This is a genomic window from Jutongia huaianensis (assembly GCF_014384985.1).
Lineage (GTDB): Bacteria > Bacillota > Clostridia > Lachnospirales > Lachnospiraceae > Jutongia > Jutongia huaianensis.
On record NZ_JACRSX010000002.1, the window covers coordinates 146,990 to 167,942 of the forward strand.

Genomic DNA, 20,953 nt, shown 5'->3' on the forward strand with positions numbered 1-20,953 from the left:
GAAAGGTTTTTGGAATATGGATAAACAGGATGCAGCGGAAAAACTGCAGCAGCTGCTGGGTAATGTCAATGCAGTGGGTGTTGCTCATTCCGTGGTGGTGGAGCTTTCCAAATATATAATCATTTTTCTTTTTGCAGTCTATACATGGCATTGTTTTACTGTGTTTATCGGACGGGATAAGGAACGTAAGGAAAGAGTATATCGGCATCAGATCAAGCTGATGTTTACGATTCATTTTATCTGTTCCCTTGTGCTGTTTCTCAATAGTCTGAATGTACAGATCGTTTTGTTGTATGTGCTGCAGGTGGTATTGTTTTTATTTGTCAGTAAGTCTTATCCCTTTGTTTATGAGGGGATGTCGAGAATTGTACTGAATAATATGCTTATTCTTTTGATGACAGGTCTGATCATGATTGAACGGCTTGACATTGCAAGTGCAGTGCGGCAGATGATCTTTGCCGCAGCAATCTGTGTGCTGGGACTTTTTATTCCGTATATCATAGAAAAGTTTTCATATTTTGATATTTTTGGATGGTTTTATGCGATAGCAGGCTTATTACTGCTGGCACTTGTCTTTGTGATCGGGGAGGAGCACTATGGAGCAAAAAACTGGATCTCCATAGGAGGATTTGCCCTGCAGCCTTCGGAATTTGTAAAGATAATATATGTATTTTTTTCGGCGGCGTTTTTAACCAAAGCGAAAAACTTTAAAGATATTGTGGTGGTGACTGTGGTAGCGGCGGCCCATGTGCTGATCCTGGTGCTGGAGAGAGATCTGGGAGCGGCTTTGATCTATTTTATCACATATCTGGTGATCCTGTATGTTTCTACAGAACGGCTGATCTATCTGTTGTCCGGACTTTTGTGTGGGTCGGGAGCAGCCGTGGCTGCATACCATCTCTTCACACATGTGCAGAATCGCGTTATTGCATGGAGAGATCCATGGAGTACCATTGATGCGCAGGGATATCAGGTAGCACGTTCTTTGTTTGCTTTAGGAACCGGTGGCTGGTTTGGAATGGGGCTGGGGGAAGGAATGCCCGGCACCATACCGGTGGCATCCAGTGATTTTATTTTTTCTGCCATTGGGGAAGAATTGGGCGTATTTTTTGCAATCTGTGTGATCCTGGTGGAGATCAGCTGCTTTGTGATGTTTGTGAATATCGCCTTGAAAATGACAAGACGTTTTTATAAGCTGACAGCACTGGGACTGGCAGTGGAGTTTATTTTTCAGGTATTTCTTACGGTGGGAGGTGCTATTAAGTTTATCCCGTCCACAGGAGTTACACTGCCGCTGGTGAGTTATGGAGGAAGCTCTGTGATCAGTACGGTGGTTTTATTTAGCATTATTCAGGGGATGTATGTATTAAACAGAGAGGAGGCAGGAGACAGTGAGGGCAAGAGACGCAGAGGAAAGCGGCCGGAAGAAGAGGAAGACGCAGAGGAATTCCCGCAGCCGAAAAATGTCCGACAGGGAGCGCAGAGACGGAGGAAACGTCCGGCCGGAGCAAGATAGAAAACGGGGAAACCGTCAGGTGATCGCCGTGGCGTACTGTGTAGTGCTTGTGTTTCTGGCGATGATCGGCTATCTGGTCCGTTTTATGGTACAGGACAGCAGTGAAGTCATTAACAATCCTGCCAATAAACGACAGGAGCTTCTGGCCAAACGGGTGGTCCGGGGAGATATTGTCTCCTCGGACGGAAAGGTTCTTGCAACGACAGAAACTGATAAGAATGGGAAAGAGACAAGGGTATATCCTTATAAAAATGAATTTTGCCATGTGGTGGGCCGTGTCTGGAATAGCAAAACAGGCATTGAGAGGGAGCAGAGCTTTCCGCTTCTGACCTCCCACGTCAATCCGTTTAAGCAGTTGTCCAACCAGCTTCAGGGACAGAAAAATCAGGGCGATAAGGTGATCACTACCCTGGATGCCAGATTACAGCAGATCGCCTATGAAGCACTGGGAAATCAAAAAGGAGCAGTGGTTGCCATAGAACCTTCTACCGGAAAGATTCTGGCAATGGTTTCCAAACCGGATTATGATCCCAATACGGTGCAGCAGCAGTGGGATACTCTGGTAGAGGATCCGGAGGGTAACTCGGCACTTTTGAACCGCGCGACACAGGGGCTGTATCCTCCGGGGTCTACTTTTAAGATATTGACAGCACTTGAATATATGAGGGAAAATCCTTCCTATTCCAAGTATCAGTATAATTGTCAGGGAAGTGATAATTTTGGAGGCAATGTAATCCGCTGTTATAACGGAGAACGTCATGGAATCGTGGATCTGAAAAGTTCGCTGGCGCATTCCTGCAATGGCTCCTTTGCTCATATTGGAGTGGGCCTGAACCGCACCTCCTATCGAAAGCTGTGTGAGAGCTTTGGGTTTAATCAGTCTGCGGGAGGCTCCTTTGCCAGCAGCAAAAGTCAGTTTGTGTTAAATAAAAAATCGGATGTTGCGGAGGCGGCGCAGACGGCGATCGGTCAGGGAAAGACAACGATCACGCCATTACAGAATGCACTGATCAGTGCGACGATCGCCAATGACGGAAATTTAATGACTCCGTATCTGGTAGACCGGATTGAAAGTGTGGATGGAAATATTGTGAAAAAGTATAAGCCGGAGGTCAGAAGGAAAGTCATTTCCAAAAAACGGTCCAATCAGATTACCGGTATGATGCGGTCTGTGGTTTCTGACGGAACGGCAGGTTCGCTGAAAAATCTTTCCTATCCGGTGGCCGGAAAAACAGGAACGGCGGAGTTTGATGCCCGGGGGACTTCCCATGCGTGGTTTGTGGGATTTGCTCCTGCTGCCGCACCCGGGATCGCGGTCAGTGTGATCGTGGAGGGGGCAGGAACCGGAAGTCAGTATGCCGTTCCGATCGCTTCAAAATTATTTGAAGAATATCTTGGAAATTGATTGTGAAATTTCATTGCATTCAATAACAAAAAAGGGTATACTTAAATTTAGTAGAATAAATGCACGTATGCCACCAGGAGGGATTGCAATGATTGAGGCAACAAGTTGTGGCGGTGTGGTGATCTTTCGGGGAAAGATCTTGCTATTGTACAAGAATTACAAAAACAGATATGAAGGATGGGTGCTTCCCAAGGGCACTGTAGAGGAGGGCGAGGAGTATAAACAGACCGCTTTGCGGGAAGTCAAAGAGGAAACGGACGCAGATGCCAGTATTATCAAGTATGTGGGTAAGAGTCAGTATACTTTTAATACACAGGAGGATACGGTCGTAAAGGATGTACACTGGTATTTGATGATGGGTGAAAGCTATCACAGCAAACCACAGCGCGAGGAATTTTTCGTGGATTCCGGATTTTATAAATATCACGAAGCTGTTCATTTGCTTAAATTTTCAAATGAAAAACAGATATTGGAGAAAGCGTACAGCGAGTATCTTGACCTGAAAAAGAGTAACTTGTGGGGAAATCGGAAATATTTCTAATAGGTTTCTTTATGTGAATGCCTTTATTGACATTTGAGAAGAAAAAAGATATAATTGTAGAAGGTTGATCATATTAGAGATATCCAGAGAAATTAGATAAGGGAGAAAAAGTATGGGCAATAATATTTTAATCGTAGATGATGCCGCATTCATGAGAATGATGGTAAAAGATATTTTAACAAAAGGTGGTTACAATGTAGTTGGCGAAGCGGAGAACGGTGTTGTAGCTGTTCAGAAGTACGCAGAGTTAAAGCCGGATCTTGTAACGCTTGATATTACAATGCCAGAGATGGATGGTATTCAGGCATTAAAGAAGATCAAAGAGGTTGATGCCGGAGCAAATGTAATTATGTGTTCTGCAATGGGACAGCAGGCTATGGTTATCGAGGCGATTCAGAATGGAGCCAAGGACTTTATTGTGAAACCGTTTCAGGCAGACCGTGTATTAGAAGCTGTGAAAAAAGTTATTGGATAGTACATAATGAAATTTAAAGGAGATGTTGCATGTGAGACGTCTCCTTTTTTTATAAAATACAGAAATACATTGACAAAACAGACAAAAAATGATAATATTTCATTTGTTGCGACATGCAGCGCCGGTGTGGCGGAATTGGCAGACGCACATGACTCAAAATCATGCGGGTAACACCGTGCCGGTTCGAGTCCGGCCACCGGCATTTAAAGAGAAGCCATATTGGTTTCTCTTTTTTTCTTATAGAAAATCCAGTGTTTTTGATAAAGAAAAGTGATATATATATATTTCGGCGAAGGGAGTGTAGATGATGGAATGCAAGGAGATACAGAAATTATTTATTCCTTTTATTGATGATAAGCTTAGCGTATCGGATTTAGCTGCATTTTTGGATCATATGGACACATGTAAAGAATGCCGGGAAGAATATGATATATACTATACAGTAATTATGGGAATGCGTTATCTGGATGAAAGACAGAATATTTCAGAGTTTAAACTGGATTCGGAGCAGAAGCTTCACTCTGCAGCCGATTATTTACTAAAATACCGCATTCTGTTATTAGAAAAATATATACTTTTGGCAGTGTTGTGCATTGGCGTGATATTGTTGCTATAGGAGGTCTGACAGATGGATGGAAAGATTGTATTGATTGATGGACATAGTATATTGAACCGGGCATTTTACGGGGTGCCGGACCTGACAAATTCAGAGGGGCTTCATACCAATGCGGTATATGGATTTCTGAATATTATGCTGAAAATATTGGATGAAGAAAAACCGGAGTATCTGACGGTAGCCTTTGATGTAAAGCATCCTACCTTTCGTCATGAAATGTATGCGGATTATAAAGGAACCAGAAAGGGAATGCCGGAGGAGCTGAAAGAGCAGGTTCCGTTGATTCAGGAAATGCTGCGTGCCATGGGAGTCCGTCTTGTGATGAAAGAGGGATACGAGGCAGATGACATTCTGGGGACCATTGCACGTCAGGCAGAGAAAGAAGGACTGGAGGTCTCGCTGGTATCCGGGGACAGGGATCTTTTACAGCTTGCAACCGACCGGATCATGATACGGATTCCAAAGACAAAGCGTGGCGGCACAGAGATTGAGAATTACCATACGCAGGATGTTATTGATAAATATGGCATCACTCCGCCGCAGATCATAGACCTTAAAGGACTTATGGGGGATGCTTCCGACAATATTCCGGGAGTAGCCGGGGTCGGGGAGAAAACAGCCGTAAAGGTATTGACAGCGTTTCCTACTGTGGAGGAGGCATATGCACATCTGGATGAGGTGACACCGAAGAGAACCCATGATCTTTTGGAAAAGGGACGGGAGCAGGCAATCCTCAGTAAGGCACTTGCAACCATAAAGACAGACTGTGAGCTGGATTATTCTCTGGAAGAAGCACATATTCCGGAGCTGTTTAATGAAAAGTCCTTTGCCATGGTAAAGCGGCTGGAGTTTAAATCTCTTTTGAAGCGATTTGATAAAAAGCAGCAGGAGCAGGCAACGAAGCATCTGCAGATACAGAACTTAAAAACAAAAGAGCAGTGGCAGGAGTTTTTCAGGCATTTATATCAAAGCAATCCATCAATCGTCGGTGTGGGTTTTCTGGCAGATCACTGGGCCAGTGAGGGAGCCAGAAAGAAAAAGGCGAAAAAGTCCGGAGGGCAGCTCGCTTTTGTTTTTGACGATGGGGATGCCGGTATTATGGAGGAACATACCGGGGATCAGGAAAAGGAATATCCTTTTTACGGTATTTCCGTTTCATATTCTGCAGAGGATGAGGTTCATACCGCCTGTATTATGGCAGGGGAAGCGTTGACCTCGGCAGAGATCGTGGCGGAGCTACGGAAGCTGGTGGAGACCATAGATCATATTGCTGTGCTGGGCTGGAAGGATATGCTTCATCATATGACTCCTATAGAAGAATTGTCCAGGGAGCATGAAGCGGCAGGACAGGATGGATTTCCGGCGGCAACGGTAGAGGAACAGAAAACTCTGTTTACAAAGATCGCAGATCTGGAAATTGCGGCGTATCTGTTAAATCCTTTGAAGGATACTTATCAGGTGGACGATATTGCCAGAGATTATCTGGATATGACCATATCCTCTTATGCGGAGCTTTTTGGGAAGAAAAGAATTGCAGAGCTTTACGAGGAGGAAACACAGAAGGATGCCATGATGCAGTATCTGGGTCAGCTTTCCTTTGTGCCTTGTCTGGCATATGGAGCTGTCAGAGAGGAACTGGAGGAGCAGGATATGTGGCAGCTCTATGAGGAAATTGAGATTCCTACTGCATATTATCTGTATCAGATGGAGAGGCTGGGAGTATGTGCGGACGGCCGGGTTCTGACAGATATGTCAGCGTCTCTTCAGGGGACCATCGAGGGGCTGGAAAAGGATATTTATGCGCTGGCGGGAGAGGAGTTTAACATTAATTCGCCAAAGCAGCTTGGTGTGATTTTATTTGAAAAAATGAAGCTGCCATTTGCCAAAAAAACAAAGACAGGATATTCCACCTCTGCGGATATTCTGGATAAGCTTCGTTCGGAGGATCCTATTATTCCAAAGATTCTGGAATATCGTCAGGTGACAAAATTAAAATCGACTTATGCGGACGGGCTTCCGGTTTATATTGAGGAGGATGGAAGGATTCACGGAAAGTTTAATCAGACCATTACCGCAACCGGCAGAATCAGCAGTACTGACCCGAACCTGCAGAATATACCGATCCGGATGGAGCTTGGAAGGCAGCTTCGGAAGGTGTTTACTCCGCGAAGGAACTGGGTATTTCTGGATGCGGATTATTCTCAGATCGAGCTGAGGGTATTGGCACATTTGTCCGGTGATCCGGAGCTCATCGAGGCATACCGGGAAAATAAAGATATTCACCGAAGTACCGCTTCCAAGGTATTTCATGTATCGTTTGACGAGGTGACTGATCTCCAGAGAAGAAATGCCAAGGCAGTTAATTTTGGAATTGTTTACGGAATCAGCTCCTTCGGCCTGGGACAGGATCTCAATGTGTCACGGAAGGAAGCGGAGAAGTTTATAGAGCAGTATTTTGAAACTTATCCGGCTATTAAGACATATCTGGACGGACTGGTGGAGGATGCCAGGAACAAGGGATATGCCAAAACCATGTTTGGCAGGAGAAGGCCGGTTCCGGAGCTTTCCTCCAGCAATTTTATGCAGCGTTCCTTTGGTGAGAGAGTGGCAATGAATTCTCCGATTCAGGGAACTGCGGCAGACATTATTAAGATTGCTATGATCCGTGTTTCCCAGAAGCTTTTAGAGGAAGGACTTCAGGCAAAGGTGGTGCTGCAGGTTCATGATGAGCTTCTGGTGGAGACCCCGGTGGAAGAGACAGAGAAGGTCCGGGAGATTCTGGAACAGGAGATGGCTCACGCGGCAGAGCTTGCGGTACCTCTGGAGGTTGAGGTGGAAGAGGGCAGCAACTGGTATGAAGCCCATTAGATTATTCCATGCGCAGTCTCCCTATGAAAAGAAAAGCTGCATATGGAAAGAAAACTGCGTTAAAATATGTGGCAGGGAAAGGAAAATGACATGTATGTGATTGGTTTGACAGGCGGCGTGGGAAGCGGAAAAAGTCTGGCAGCCCAGATGCTGGCAGAGAAAAGAAATGCTGAGCTTTTGATCACTGATGAGCTTGGCCATACCGTGATGGAAAAGGGCGGCCGTTGTTATGATGAGATTCTGGAGCATTTCGGGACAGAGCTTACTGATACACAGGGGGAGATTGACAGGGCGAAGCTGGCACAGAAGGTCTTTGCTGATGACACAGAGAGAAACTGGCTGAACCGGTTGATCCATCCGGCGGTGATCGATTATGTAGAAAAATACATTGCCGGAAGAAGGAAGCAGGAGGGCGTGATCGTTCTGGAGTCCGCACTTTTGTTTGAAAGCGGCTGTGACCGGTTTTGTGATGAAATCTGGTATATTTTTGTTTCTGAGGAGATCCGAAGAAAACGTCTGGCAGATAGCCGGGGTTACAGTCAGGAGAAGATTACAGCCATTTTGAAAAGACAGATGACGGAAACAGAGTTTCAAAAGCGCAGTGATGTTGTGATCCGCAATGACGGTACACCGGAGGAGTTGGAGAGCCGGATATTATCGAAAATAAAGGCGCAGTAACGCCGGGTTTGCACAGGCCTCCAGCAAACAGCCAAGGATCAGGAAAAGTGTGGAGACGAAGAAAAATGGAAATTCACAAAGGATCAGAGAGTGTTTTGATATCGTAATACTGTGAAGCTGGCTGTGGATATGATCACAGTGATTGATACAGATCAAAAATGCGGGAATCACAAGGAATGCCTGTGGCAATAGAAAACAAAAGTATCCTGCCAGTCCCCAGAGTCCATCTAATTGGACACAGAATGCCAGCAAAAGACCATGCTGAAAACCAATGTATATGGAAAAAAGACGATAATAATATTTCCAGACATTGGTAAAAGAAAAGAACCAGAGGAGCAGAAAATATTTTAAGGTTCTGCGAATGGCAAGCAAGAAGAAATCCTGACGGTCTATTTCCAGTGTCTGAAGCTGGGAAAGCAGCGTCTGGTACAGGTGAAAAATATAAGCATATATGCCGCTGCGCAGGAGAAAGGCAGTGATACATCCAAGGGACAATCCTGCGGCAACGAAAAGAAAAACGCTGATAGAGGTATTTGACAGCGTTTTTTTTGATTGGTCTTTCATAGAGAAAACTCCTTCTGAAGCTGATTTCGGAAACAGAAAAATGATTATAATGCAGTATCTTTTTTATTATATGGAGTGGAAAAATCAAATAGAACAGAGAAATCTGTCGAAGTAATTCTGTTGTATTCCGGATGGATATTCGTTAAGGTGGAAAAGGAATTCATTGGGAGGAGTTGTGAAAAAATGAGGATACAATATAAAAACTGGTTCATGCTATTTGTACTTTTGTGCGTAGTGGTTGCAGGCTTATATGGAATCAGCGGAAGGCTTGCCGGAAACCGGGAGGGCGCGGAAAACCGGAAGGAGGTCTGGGCAGTCAGCAAAGGGAAAAGTGCAGCGGCCGGTGGCACGAGAGGAACATTGAAGCTGTATGCAGGAGAACTGAGCGGGAGAGCTACAGCATATCATTGGGAGACGGCAGGGGATCAGAGAGTGCTTTCCCTGCTATATCAGAAAGTCGGTGATCTGGCAGAGGTGACATGGCAGAAAAAAGGCAAAGGGGCGGTTTACCGGATCCGTTTAAAAAAAGATGTGATGGATTCTGATGGAAAGCTGGTGACAGCGGATACCCTTCTTTACAATTATTATATGCGTTGTCAGGCAAGCTATCAGGGGGATGATGAGATTGATGGTATGAGTATCCGGGGGCTTCGTGCCTATCGTTATGGCATAACCGGGAAAAAGCTCAGACAGAGGGTGAAAAAGGTGAAGCAGGAAATCAGAAAACCGGACAAAAAATTGCGGCAGCAGGCGGTGAAGGAGCTTGCGATTCCTGTATTGTACAGGGAATATTACTGGGTGAAAACATTATATTATAACAAGTCGGCGCAAAAAATCTGCGACCGTTATCCGGAACCGGTACAGCTGTTTGCTTATTATTATGCTCCTGATACCTCTTATACCGGTAAAGGGAAGACCGTGAAGCAGGCAGTTCAGGATATCGCAAAACAGTATGGGACGAATCTGGAGCATCTGGCAGAGATGACAGGCAGAGATTATGAGACAAAGCTGCAAGGAATGGCGATACAATACTTCTGGCCGGACCGGGCAGCAGGAGCCGGAAAGATACAGGGGATTCAAAAGCTGGATGATCGGACCGTCCGGATAGAGACAACCGGGTACCGGGAAAGTGACCTCCCAAAATTGCAGAATATCTATGTGGTTACACGGCAGTGTTCCGGAAATGCTTCCGGAGAAAAAGAATCCGGAGCCGGAAAATCAGGTAGAAGTCTGCCGGTTGGAACAGGGGCGTATATTTTGCAGGAGGAAGGAAAAAATATGCTCCGGCTGCAGGTGAATTCCTATTATGACAGAGAAGCGGTGAATCCCACGCAGATTGTTATTCAAAACGGAGATCTTACTGCCAGCCGGTGCATTCGCAGTGTATGTGATGGGACATTTGACATGGCCTGCATCTGGGAGATGGCAGAGTATGAAAAAAAGGAGATCAGCAGCACCATGAAAAAGGGGGATGCTTTGTGGGAGTCAGCTCTTTTGGGAGGTCTGGTCTATCATCCGGGAAGGGTAAATGCGACAACGATATCCAAAGAGGCTGCGGATACAGGAGATCTGGGGAACGTCATCAGAGGCTTGGAAATGAATCAGGTGGAATGATAAAAGTGTCTCAGGGACAAGGAGAGTTCTTTACATTTCCGGTGATATCCATTATGATGGAAAAGAACAGACCGGTGTGCCTGCTTTTCGGAGATGGCACGGTCAATAAAGAGTCAGAAAGGAACAGTACAATGGCACAGAATCCAATTGTAACATTTGAAACAACACAGGGCACGATCGAGGCAGAGCTTTATCCGGAGATCGCACCAAATACAGTCAACAACTTTTTGTCACTGGTAGGACAGGGGTTTTATGATGGTCTGATCTTCCACCGCGTGATCAAAGGTTTTATGATCCAGGGAGGAGACCCGGACGGAGTTGGTACCGGTGGACCGGGATATTCTATTAAGGGTGAGTTTGCACAGAATGGCTTTGCAAATGATCTGAAGCATTCCGCAGGTGTACTTTCCATGGCACGTTCCATGATGCCGGATTCCGCAGGATCACAGTTCTTTATTATGCACAAGGATGCGCCTCATCTGGATGGCGCTTATGCCGCTTTTGGCAAGGTGACAAAGGGACAGGATGTAGTGGACAAGATCGCCGAGGTAGAGACAGATTACAGTGATGCTCCAATGGAGCCTCAGATGATGATCAAGGTAACAGCAGATACCTTTGGTGTGGATTATCCGGAGCCGGAGAAGTGCTAATGGATAGACTTGTTTTGTAGTTTGTCTGAGCGGTAACTTATAATGAAATGATAAAAAGGAGATTTTCCCATAGGGAGGTCTCCTTTTTCAGTGGAAATTGTGATGCAGTGTTCAGGAGAAAATGTTGACTTCGTTTTTTGTGTTGATTGTTCACAAAGTTTTGACATTATTATGATAGAGTAGATTTTGACGTTGCGGAGAGCCGCAAAGATTGGAGGACGAAACATTGATTGAAGTAAAAAATCTGGTGAAGCAGTATGGAAATCATGCAGCCGTGGACGATCTTTCCTTTACTGTAGAGACAGGAAAGGTAGTGGGATTTCTGGGACCAAACGGTGCCGGTAAGTCTACAACGATGAATATGATCACGGGGTATATCGCACCCACATCCGGTATCGTTTTGATCGACGGGGTAGATATGGAGGAGGAGCCGGAGCAGGTTCGTAAAAACATCGGTTATCTTCCGGAAAATCCTCCGTTATACCCGGATATGCGTGTTCGTGAGTACTTGTATTTTGTGGCGGAGTTAAAAAAGGTACCCCGCAAGGACAGAGATGTTATGGTCAATGAGATCATGAACCGGACGAAGATCGTGGATGTCTCTGAGAGGCTGATCCGTCACCTGTCCAAAGGATATAAACAGAGAGTCGGTGTGGCAGGAGCCATGATGGGGTATCCGGAGATTCTGATCCTGGATGAGCCGACCGTAGGTCTTGATCCAAACCAGATCATTCAGATGCGTGAGCTGATCCGTGATCTCAGTGAATCTCATACGATCCTGCTGAGTTCTCATATTATGCAGGAGATCAGTGCAGTTTGTGATGAGATCATTATCATTAATGAAGGAAAGATGATCGCCTGTGATACTCCGGATAATCTTACGATGCATATGGCATCTAATGGACTCCATCTGGTGATCAAAGGAGATGTGCCGGTGATCAAGGGTGCCCTTCGCACGGTTTCCGGTATCAAGAATGTCGTATATGACGAGCAGATGGAGGAGGAAACTCTTGGACTGACTCTTTATTCTATTGATAAAAAGGATCTTCGTGAGGATGTGTTCTTTGCATTAGCGGAGGCAGGCTGTCCGATCCTTGAGATGCATCGTCAGGAAACGACTCTGGAGGAGGCATTTATTGCATTGACAAAGGGTGGTTCCCGTCAGTTTGGTGGCAAAAAGACAGCGGAAAAACAGACGAAGCCGGAAGATGAAAAGGAGGAAGAATAATGTTTGCGATTTATAAAAAGGAATTAAAGCAGTATTTTCATTCCATGATCGGATTTGTATTTCTTGCTTTTTTCATAGCGATCATTGGTATTTATACATGGGCAAATAATTTTTATGGAAAAGTGGGAAATTTTGAGACAACCTTAAGTTCTTCTACCTTTCTTTTTGTACTGTTGATCCCGATTCTTACTATGAGGGTTCTGGCAGAGGAAAAGCATCAGAAGACAGATCAGTTATTATATACGGCACCGATTTCTATCGGCCGTGTGATCATTGGAAAATATCTTGCGCTGATCACATTATTTGGAAGTGGTGTTCTGTTTGTGGGACTTTACCCATTGCTGTTGAGACATTATGGTCCGGACAGTGTGCAGCTTGCACCGGCATATAGTGCTCTGATCGGATTTTTCCTTCTGGGTGCGGCATACATTGCCATTGGTACATTTATTTCTTCGCTGACAGAGAGCCAGCCGATTGCGGCGGTTGTTTCTTTTCTGGTGCTTTTAATGAGCGTTCTGGTATCCAGCATCGCCGGGGCACTTCCATCAGATAAGCTTTCCCAGGCAGCAATTTTGTCAGTGGTATGGATCATTGTGGCAGCAGTGGCTTATTATATGATGCATAATATAACAGTCGCAGTTATTCTGGCAGTGCTGGGAGAAGCGGCCATCTGGATCATCTATGCAGTAAAATCTTCCCTGTATGAAGGGATTGTGGCTGATATTCTGAACTGTGCCGCATTGTCCTCCAAATTTGATGATTTTACACTGGGTGTTCTGAAATATGACGTGATCGTATATTATGTGAGCGTTGCGTTTTTGTTTGTATTTCTGACGATCCAGAGTATCAGAAAAAAGAGATATAACTAAAATATATCAGGCACAAAAGCAGTGCGGAAATGAGGTAAATGATGAGCGAAAAGAAAGAAAATGTGACCCAGAATAAAGAGCCGGGAAGAATTAAAAGATCTTTTACCAGCCGGCAGTTTAAGTCAGGGGCGTACAGCTCCGTGATCACTGTGATCGTCATTGCGCTGGTGGTTGTTGTAAATATGGTATTTAATAAACTGGATCTGTCCACAGACCTGACATCAGATAGTTTGTTTACCCTGACCAAGGATTCCCAGAAGGTATTAAAGGATGTTAAGGATGATATTACCATCTATTATATGGTGGCGAAGGGAGAGGAGCAGGATTATATCCAGCGTGTGATCAAACAGTACAATAAGATCTCAGACCATATCAAGGTGGTGACGAAGGATCCGGTGGTTTATCCGAACTTTTCTAAGAAGTATGTGGATGATGCCGTATCAGATAATGATGTGATCGTAGTAGATGAGACAACAGGTGCGGCAAAATATGTTTCCTGTGATGATATGTTGTATCAGGATCAGTATTCTTATTATACAAGTGGAAGTTCTGAGCAGTATCTGGATGTTGAGGGGCAGGTTACTTCAGCGATTCAGAATGTTCTTTCCACAGACAAGAAAAAAATCTATGTTGTAACCGGTCATGATGAGCAGAGCATCAGCGATTCTCTTTCCAAGACATTGGAGAAGATGAATGTGGATGTGCAGGACATTTCTCTTGTGACGCAGAAGAAAGTACCGGACGACTGTTCTCTGCTGATCGAGTACGGACCGCAGAGTGATCTGAGAGACAGCGAGAAAACAGTGATCATGGATTATCTGAAAAAGGGCGGTACAGCAATCCTGATGCCGGGGTATGTGGAGAAGGAAACACCAAATATTGATGAGATCCTTGACTATTATGGCATGAGTATCCAGAAGGGTATTATTTATGAAGGAGTGGGACATTATGAGAATTATCTCAACTGGATCGTTCCAACCATCAATACAGATGCGGATGTAATGTCCAAGTTTGGGGATAAGGATTATGTAGTGATTGGATCTTCCCAGGGCATTAAAGAGCAGAAGTCATCTTCTCTGAGAAACGGCTTGAAATTGACAGATATTCTGACCACTTCAAAGCAGTCATTGTTGAAAAAGGATCCAAGCTCCCAGAACACGGATAAAGAAAAGGGAGATCTGGATGGTCCTTTTGCAACCGGTGTATATGCAGAGGAGACTTTAGATGAAGGTACGACCAAGCTGACAGTGATCGCTACCAATGAGGTGCAGGATAACCTGATGGAGAATGTGATCAGCGGTATGCTGGGCGACTCTAAGGACGGCACTGCTGCAACCTCTATTGAGGCAAAGAGCTTATCTTATTCTACGATTACCATGAGTGCCGGCAGTGCAATTCTCTGGTCAATTGTTCTCGTTATTCTTGTACCGGTTGGATTATTGCTGGCAGGATTTGCAATCTGGTTTACAAGGAGGAGAAAATAAAATATGAGCAGAAAAAAGAGACAAACGGTGACACTTCTGGTGCTTTGTCTGGTGCTCATTGCTGCAGGTGTTGGATATTATGTCTTAATACGTCATCAGGCAGCACAGGAAAAGGCAGAAAAAGCGAAGGAAAGTGCAAAAGAATTGTTTCAGCTTTCTTCTGATGATATTAACAAGGTGGAGTATCAGGGAGAAAAATCATCGTTAACCTTTGACAAGGATGGAACAACCTGGAAACTATCATCAGATAAAAACTATCCTGTCAATCAGGACAGAATCACTGATATGATAGATGAGACAACAGGAGTGGCAGCAACCAAAACAGTCACAACAAGCTGTGATGATCTGACACAATATAATCTGGATAAGCCGGATCTGACCGTGACAGTGACAGATACTTCCGGTCAGAAAACAACGATATATGTGGGGATGGAATCTGTGTCCGGTGGTGGTCGGTATGCTTATTGCGGTGGGGACGAAAAGAAGGTTTACCTGATCTCTACTTCTCTTTACAGCAGCTTTGATTACAGTCTGGGAGATCTTATGACAGTACCGGATATTCCATCGGTACAGGCAGATGAAATCCGGTATCTGAAGGTGGAGAAGCAGAAAGGCAAGAATTTTGAAGCAGAGTATGATGAAAAGGACTCTCCATACAAGGATATATACGGATGGTCCATTAAGCAGCCGTATACACAGCCGGTAGCAGGGGATAAGGATGGGCTGCAGAACTTGTTTGGCAGCTATACGAATATAGGCTTTAATGCAGGTGTGTCCTATAAAAAAGATACTGCCTTAGAAAAGAAATATGGTCTGGATCAGCCGCAGTATACGGTAACCTTCCGGACTGCCAAAAAGAATGTGACTCTGTATATTGGAAAAGAAAACAATGATAAGAGCAGCTACTATGTTAAGATGAAAGGAAAAGACGGGATTTATCTGATGGAAGCATCCAGTGTCAGTAAGATGATCACCATCAATCCTCTTGATTGTGTATACCAGAGACTTTATGCAGGAGAACAGGAAAAGCTCAATCAGGTAGAGTTTTCTTATCAGGGCAAAAAATATACCTTTGATGTTTCCAAAACAAAGAAAAAGTCGGAGACAGAGTATACTTATACGGTAACGAGTGATGGAAAGAAAGTGGATGCAGATAAATTTACCACAGCCTATGGTGTCATCAGTTATCTGGCACCGGGTGGAAATATTGATCCGAAGGCTTCCGTGAAGGGAAATGAGCCGGTGGCACAGTTTACCTTCCATGAGGACAAAAAAGATACAAAGATGATCGTATATCCTTATGATGGACAGAACTTCTATCGTGTCAGTGTCAACGGCGTTATGCAGTTCACCGTAGACAAGAATGCCGTAGATAAGGTTTTGAAGCAGTTTGTATCGTTGAAATAACGTGAGCGAAAGCAAAAGTGAGATGCCTTCGCTTCACGTCAAAGATTTATGAAATAATTTTAGAATAGTAAAGACGGAGTGCAGAGGGAATGCTATATTCTCTCTGCATTTTTTCTGCAGTAACCCAGATGCTGTCCTCGGAAAGAGGAATGGACGGTGCCTGCTTTAGATGGATCAGGTAACCGATCATATGCCACTCAATATGGGAAAAGATATGCTTTCCTTTTCCGAGAAGTTCAATGTCGCTGGCACTGGTATCCCATTGTTCCAGAAGCTTCTGCAGTTCTTCCGTGGAGACAAAACCCTCCTGGGAAGGAAATTCCCATAAGCCTGCAAGAAGTCCTTTTGGAGGGCGTTTCTGTACCAGATAGGTTCCCTGGTATTCCAGAAGGATCACGGTCTTTTCTTCGATGCGGCGTTTCTTTTTGGGAGGCTTCACCGGGAAGGCAGACCAGGAATCGTGAATATGTGCCTGACACCGGGAGACAAATGGACATTTGTCACAGAGGGGAGCACCGTTTGGCTGACAGATTGTGGCACCAAGATCCATCCATGCCTGATTATAGATTCCGGGGGTTCCGGGGGGAATCGTCTGGAGAAGCTCAGAACGGAGCTGCTTTTTAAAGGCGGCTTTTGTAATGTCGGAATCGTCTTCAAAAAGACGGGTATAGATCCGGTAAACATTGCCGTCAATGGCAGGAACAGCTTCTCCGAGAGCAATGGAGGCAATGGCACCGGCGGTATATTCCCCGATGCCGGGAAGAGACAGGATCTCCTGATAGGTCCGGGGAAATTCTCCATGAAACCGCTCTTCAATCTCTATGGCAGCGCGTTTCAGATTGTTTGCACGGCTGTAGTAACCAAGCCCCTGCCAAAGCTTCATAAGTTCATCCTGTGGGGCATTTGCCAGACTTTTGATATTGGGAAATGCTGTCAGAAAGCGTGCATAGTAAGCTTTGACAGCTTCAACGCGGGTCTGCTGCAGCATAATCTCGGAAACCCAGACATGGTAAGGGTCCGGCCGGTGGGTTTCGCTGGCGGGAGTCCGCCAGGGCAGATCTCTGGCAGCAGAAGAATACCACTCCAGAAGGGGAGTGGTAAGCTGGTTTAATTTGTCTATGCGGTTGGGAGTAGGTGTATTCATAATGAAGCCTCTTTTCATGGTTTTGCTTTTCGTTCTGAAGTGGAACGCAGGTCCAGCAGATCGTGAATCTCAGCCAGAGGGATTTTGGTATATTCAGCCAGATCCCATGGTGTTGCTTCGCGGCCGTTTTCCTCAGCCAGATATTTTGCCGCCTCATGGAGCAGATTTGTTTTGGCAAGAACAGTGCTTTCCCAATCCTTGGCCGCAGTAACGGAATCGATCATATTCTCGATGGCAAGACGGATCTCCTCCTCAATTACAGAATGGATCTGTTCCAGATCCGGTGCTGTCCCTTTACGGAAATCAGCAGGAGCACCTCCGATCCGCTCCAGAGCCATCAGAATACCGATATTACCTTCGGCAATCATTTCGTCCAGGGCAATTCCACGTTTTTCATAGGATTTGGCAATCTGAAATACTTTATCGAGCTGTTCGTGTACCAGAGCCTCTTTGGTGGAAGCATCACCGGCAAGGAAACAATCCCAGAGGGCGGCAAGCTCGGCACCGCTGTGAGAGGTGAGAGCAGAAACTTCACGGCGGTAAAGCTCCAGATTACGTTCTGCTTTGGAAATGCGGCGTCTGGCTCCCTGATCCTGCGCTGTATTGTCATTGTCATCCGGTGATCCGGATAAAGAGGTATACTCCTCCGGAGCGTTGCCGGTGGCATTTTTTGTTTCATTGATACTGTCATCTGCAGAAGATATCTCCTGAAAGGAGACAGATGGATGATATCCCGAAATGGTGATACCGTTCATCGCCAGATACTGATAGACCGCATCAAACTGATCCTCGTGAAGCTCCATATCAGAAAGATACTGATGTATTTCTTCTTTTGTCATCTGGTTCTGCTGTGACTGTGCAATGCTCTTGATTTCTTCCATGCACTCTAATAATTTATTTTGATCCATATTCGTATAATCTCCATTTCCGTAACATTTTATGTTGATTCTTAATATCAGATTTTAGAGAAAAAGAGGTGGAGTGTCAATAGTTGATACATCTAATCTTTCCTGTAAATTATGTGGAAAAATTATTATAAAAAAAGAGAGGTTTGTTATAGGCAAGTCTTTTATTTTTTGATATAATAGAGTTCATAATAAGCTACGTGTGGACACGCTTTTTCTCATGGCGGTTCAAAATAGTAGCAAAAGGAGGTATATATAATGAGAAAAGGTTTCAAAAAGGCCTTGTCATTTGTTCTTTCCACAGCAATGCTGGTTTCGCTCGGTTCCGGGCTTGATATCAGTACTGCCGGTGCAGAGGACACGACGGCCGGAACAACGACAGAGGGTGAAGCTGCTCAGGGATTTTACAAAGCTATGGTAGGTTTCCAGACTTCTGGATACGATTGCCGCGATGGTTACAAACCTGATCAGATTCGTGCAGATGCAGCGTACAATACATGGCTCACAGAAAATGGTAAAACGGTTCCTGCATATAACGGAATCAATATTTATCAGAACGGTAACGTTGCTTCTTTAAAGAAGGATGGTACTATCAGTAAGCCAGATAAGGTTGAGCTTTATCCGGATGCTGCGGTTACTGATGTGAAGATGACAAAGGACGGTGAGTATACTGTTTCCGTTTCAAATCTGAAATTGGATGAGACTGTAGCCGCAGGCGGAATCTTCAATATGCTTTATGTAGCTACAAATATTCCTGTTGCAGAGGGGGACAACATCTCTGTTAAGGCATCCTCTATCAAGGTTGCAGGTCAGGATATCGCTACAGATGCAGCTCTTCCTAGTAAGGGAGATCTTAAGGTGGGCGGTCAGTATATCTTTATGGCAGCTGATGCATATGCCTCAGAGACGGATAAGAAGGGGTATACAAACCTGCCACTTTATTATGACACAGCAGACAAGTCAAAAGATTTAAAGGTACCAGAGGGTACATTTGATGTGGAGATCACATTCTCTGTAGAGGGTGTTGACTGGTCAAAGGCTCCTACAACGGATGATGTTCCTACACCGGCTCCAACACAGGTACCAACCACAGCACCTGTTGTTACACCACCACCGGTTGTTAATCTGAAGACCTCATTTGATATGTATCTCAGTGCCAACGTAAATGATGGTTTAACTCCGGAAACAGCAACAGAGCTGATTTCTCCGACTACAGGAAAGAAGATTCAGTCAGCTTCCTGGGGATCTGAGGAGATGAAGGCAAAGGTATTTGCTGCCAAGTCAACCAATAAGACTAATGGTAAAGTAACAGATGCGTTTGATCAGAAGGAATCTTACTATGTAGTAAATCCTGAGTCATCTGCAACAATTTCTAAAACAGGTGAGTATTCTCTCTCTGTTGTTGCAGCAGGAAACAGTGAGGACATTACCGGAAACGGTGCAATCTGGTTCCCGATTATGATCAATGGAAGCGTCAGCAATATGCCGACTGACTTTAATATCGTTGGTAAGTCTGTAACAGTAGGTGATAAGTCATATGCATGGAATGCACATCTTCTTCAGGATAGCCAGGGAAGCGTAAGACTTGTTGTATGTAATCAGTGGGCTACAGAGGATGAGAAGGCTGATAACAATACAATTACTGAGGCAATACCTGTAAAACAGGGTGACAAGATCACATTTAATTTCTATGTAACTGCAGAGGCTCCGGCTCCTGCAAAGACAGCTACTCCTGTAGCGATTGCACCATCTACATCTTACAATGCATATCTTGGTTTCCAGACAGATGACTGGCTTTTCCGTGATCCTTGGAACAACTCTGACACAGGTCTCAAGAGTAAGGATTATGATTATCTGAAGCAGGTTGCATGGAACCATGACGGTAAGACAAATCCGATCAATGTAACCTCTATTACAGATGCAAAGATGGAAAAGAACGGTGTGAAGTATAACCTGTCTATCAAGGGACTGGATGTTAAGAAGGTTTCCAGTGCTTCCACGAAGTTCAATATGTTATTCATCACAACAGATATCCCTCTCAGCATGAAGGGCGTCGAGGTGAAGAATGCTGTATTAAAGATTGATGGCAAGAAGATCAAAGAGTACAAGGTAGTGCCAAATAAGGCAGATGCTTCCAAGTACTATCAGTTCATGCTCGCAGATGCATATGCTCCAGATGATGGAACAAAGGATGCACCTTATCCAAAGGGAGCAGAGCTGAAGACATTCCCAACGGATTCTATCGAGGTTGAGTACACTGTATCCGGTGTTGATTTCAACAGCAAGGTAATTGGTGTGAAGAAGGGTAAGACCTTTACACAGGGTAACTTCAAGTATAAGGTTACAAAGGCAGTTGTCCTTTCCGGTGACAACAAAGTGACTAAGGGTGCTGTACAGGTAGTAGGTCTTTCTAAGAAGGGTAAGAAGAAAGCAAATCTTTCTCTCGGTGCTACTGCTAAGGTTACAAGTAAGGCTGCAATTTCTACTGCAGCAGCTGTAATGACTTACAAGGTAACTACTCTTAAGTCTGGTGCATTTAAGAACTCTGCTAAGCTGAAATCCTTCAGCTTCAAGAAAGCTGCAAATGTTAAGAAGCTTCCTTCCAAGGTATTTATGAACTGCAAGAAGCTGAAAAAGGTTGAGCTGAACAAGAAGATGAAGAAGATCCCTGCAGCAGCGTTTAAGGGATGTAAGAATCTTGCAACGATTAAGTGCAATGCAAAGCTGTCATCTGTAAGCAAATCTGCATTCAAGGGATGCAAAAAGAAAATTAAGATTACAGGTAAGAGCAAAAAAGCAAATAAAAAGAAAATTAAGAAAGCATACAAGAAGGTAAAATAATTACTGACAGGTAATCTTTCTTAGACAATGGGATGCCATATCCGGATATTGGATGTGGCATCCTTTTTCTTTTTGTTATTTATTATTTGTTGCGAAAAAATCAAATTTTTCAAGATATTAAGTCTACACGAGTAGGACTTAGTGAAAT

The 20,953-nt window shown here is 44.5% G+C and carries 17 protein-coding genes and 1 tRNA gene; 15 read left to right on the top strand and 3 right to left on the bottom strand.

From position 1 onward, the window contains the following. The first annotated feature begins 16 nt into the window (after positions 1 to 16). The 8 genes from H8704_RS02710 to coaE all read left to right on the top strand — a co-directional run bounded on the left by H8704_RS02710 (position 17) and on the right by coaE (position 8,099). A complete protein-coding gene (locus H8704_RS02710; protein ID WP_022464594.1) occupies positions 17 to 1,516 on the top strand; it encodes an FtsW/RodA/SpoVE family cell cycle protein in 1,500 nt (499 codons plus the stop codon). Between the two features lie 85 nt (positions 1,517 to 1,601). Next, complete coding sequence (locus tag H8704_RS02715; protein WP_243101740.1) at positions 1,602 to 2,921, top strand: peptidoglycan D,D-transpeptidase FtsI family protein; 1,320 nt, start codon at positions 1,602 to 1,604, stop codon at positions 2,919 to 2,921. Between the two features lie 88 nt (positions 2,922 to 3,009). Next, positions 3,010 to 3,462: an NUDIX hydrolase gene (locus H8704_RS02720; protein WP_022464592.1), complete on the top strand. Its 453-nt coding sequence runs from the start codon at positions 3,010 to 3,012 to the stop codon at positions 3,460 to 3,462. A gap of 112 nt (positions 3,463 to 3,574) precedes the next feature. Then, positions 3,575 to 3,937: a response regulator gene (locus H8704_RS02725; RefSeq protein ID WP_022464591.1), complete on the top strand. Its 363-nt coding sequence runs from the start codon at positions 3,575 to 3,577 to the stop codon at positions 3,935 to 3,937. A gap of 120 nt (positions 3,938 to 4,057) precedes the next feature. Then, positions 4,058 to 4,139, top strand: a tRNA-Leu gene (locus tag H8704_RS02730). A 102-nt stretch (positions 4,140 to 4,241) separates the two neighbouring features. After that, positions 4,242 to 4,553, top strand: a complete 312-nt coding sequence (locus tag H8704_RS02735) for an anti-sigma factor family protein (protein ID WP_022464589.1) — start codon at positions 4,242 to 4,244, stop codon at positions 4,551 to 4,553. 12 nt (positions 4,554 to 4,565) lie between these two features. Next, complete coding sequence (polA, locus tag H8704_RS02740) at positions 4,566 to 7,421, top strand: DNA polymerase I (RefSeq protein WP_249297224.1); 2,856 nt, start codon at positions 4,566 to 4,568, stop codon at positions 7,419 to 7,421. Positions 7,422 to 7,511: 90 nt separating this feature from the next. Continuing rightward, the gene (coaE, locus tag H8704_RS02745) at positions 7,512 to 8,099 is read left to right on the top strand and encodes a dephospho-CoA kinase (RefSeq protein WP_182439502.1); all 588 of its coding nucleotides are present in this window, start codon (positions 7,512 to 7,514) and stop codon (positions 8,097 to 8,099) included. Here the strand turns inward: coaE and H8704_RS02750 are convergent. Continuing rightward, positions 8,076 to 8,663 (bottom strand): hypothetical protein, encoded by a 588-nt coding sequence (locus H8704_RS02750; protein ID WP_249297225.1) that lies wholly within the window; start codon positions 8,661 to 8,663, stop codon positions 8,076 to 8,078. The genes coaE and H8704_RS02750 overlap by 24 nt on opposite strands. A gap of 183 nt (positions 8,664 to 8,846) precedes the next feature. Between H8704_RS02750 and H8704_RS02755 the strand changes: the two genes are divergently transcribed. The 6 genes from H8704_RS02755 (at position 8,847) to H8704_RS02780 (ending at position 15,915) form a co-directional block, all read left to right on the top strand. Beyond that, positions 8,847 to 10,277 (top strand): periplasmic substrate-binding domain-containing protein, encoded by a 1,431-nt coding sequence (locus H8704_RS02755; RefSeq protein ID WP_249297226.1) that lies wholly within the window; start codon positions 8,847 to 8,849, stop codon positions 10,275 to 10,277. A gap of 131 nt (positions 10,278 to 10,408) precedes the next feature. Continuing rightward, positions 10,409 to 10,927 (top strand): peptidylprolyl isomerase, encoded by a 519-nt coding sequence (locus H8704_RS02760; RefSeq protein ID WP_249297351.1) that lies wholly within the window; start codon positions 10,409 to 10,411, stop codon positions 10,925 to 10,927. 226 nt (positions 10,928 to 11,153) lie between these two features. Then, positions 11,154 to 12,155: an ABC transporter ATP-binding protein gene (locus H8704_RS02765; protein WP_118676702.1), complete on the top strand. Its 1,002-nt coding sequence runs from the start codon at positions 11,154 to 11,156 to the stop codon at positions 12,153 to 12,155. Further along, positions 12,155 to 13,024 (top strand): ABC transporter permease subunit, encoded by an 870-nt coding sequence (locus H8704_RS02770; protein ID WP_118676704.1) that lies wholly within the window; start codon positions 12,155 to 12,157, stop codon positions 13,022 to 13,024. The genes H8704_RS02765 and H8704_RS02770 overlap by 1 nt, the downstream gene beginning before the upstream one ends. 41 nt (positions 13,025 to 13,065) lie before the next feature. Beyond that, entirely contained in the window at positions 13,066 to 14,508 is a 1,443-nt protein-coding gene (locus tag H8704_RS02775) for a GldG family protein (protein WP_249297228.1), read from the top strand. Positions 14,509 to 14,511: 3 nt separating this feature from the next. Next, on the top strand, positions 14,512 to 15,915 hold the full coding sequence (locus H8704_RS02780; RefSeq protein WP_249297230.1) for a DUF4340 domain-containing protein: 1,404 nt from the start codon (positions 14,512 to 14,514) through the stop codon (positions 15,913 to 15,915). A 46-nt stretch (positions 15,916 to 15,961) separates the two neighbouring features. On the opposite strand, the gene mutY is transcribed toward H8704_RS02780, so the two are convergent. Further along, positions 15,962 to 17,059, bottom strand: a complete 1,098-nt coding sequence (gene mutY, locus H8704_RS02785) for an A/G-specific adenine glycosylase (protein ID WP_249297232.1) — start codon at positions 17,057 to 17,059, stop codon at positions 15,962 to 15,964. Between the two features lie 14 nt (positions 17,060 to 17,073). Further along, on the bottom strand, positions 17,074 to 17,967 hold the full coding sequence (locus H8704_RS02790) for an RNA polymerase sigma factor region1.1 domain-containing protein (protein WP_249297234.1): 894 nt from the start codon (positions 17,965 to 17,967) through the stop codon (positions 17,074 to 17,076). A gap of 255 nt (positions 17,968 to 18,222) precedes the next feature. Between H8704_RS02790 and H8704_RS02795 the strand changes: the two genes are divergently transcribed. Then, positions 18,223 to 20,805, top strand: a complete 2,583-nt coding sequence (locus tag H8704_RS02795) for a leucine-rich repeat domain-containing protein (protein ID WP_249297236.1) — start codon at positions 18,223 to 18,225, stop codon at positions 20,803 to 20,805. Positions 20,806 to 20,953: the final 148 nt, after the last annotated feature.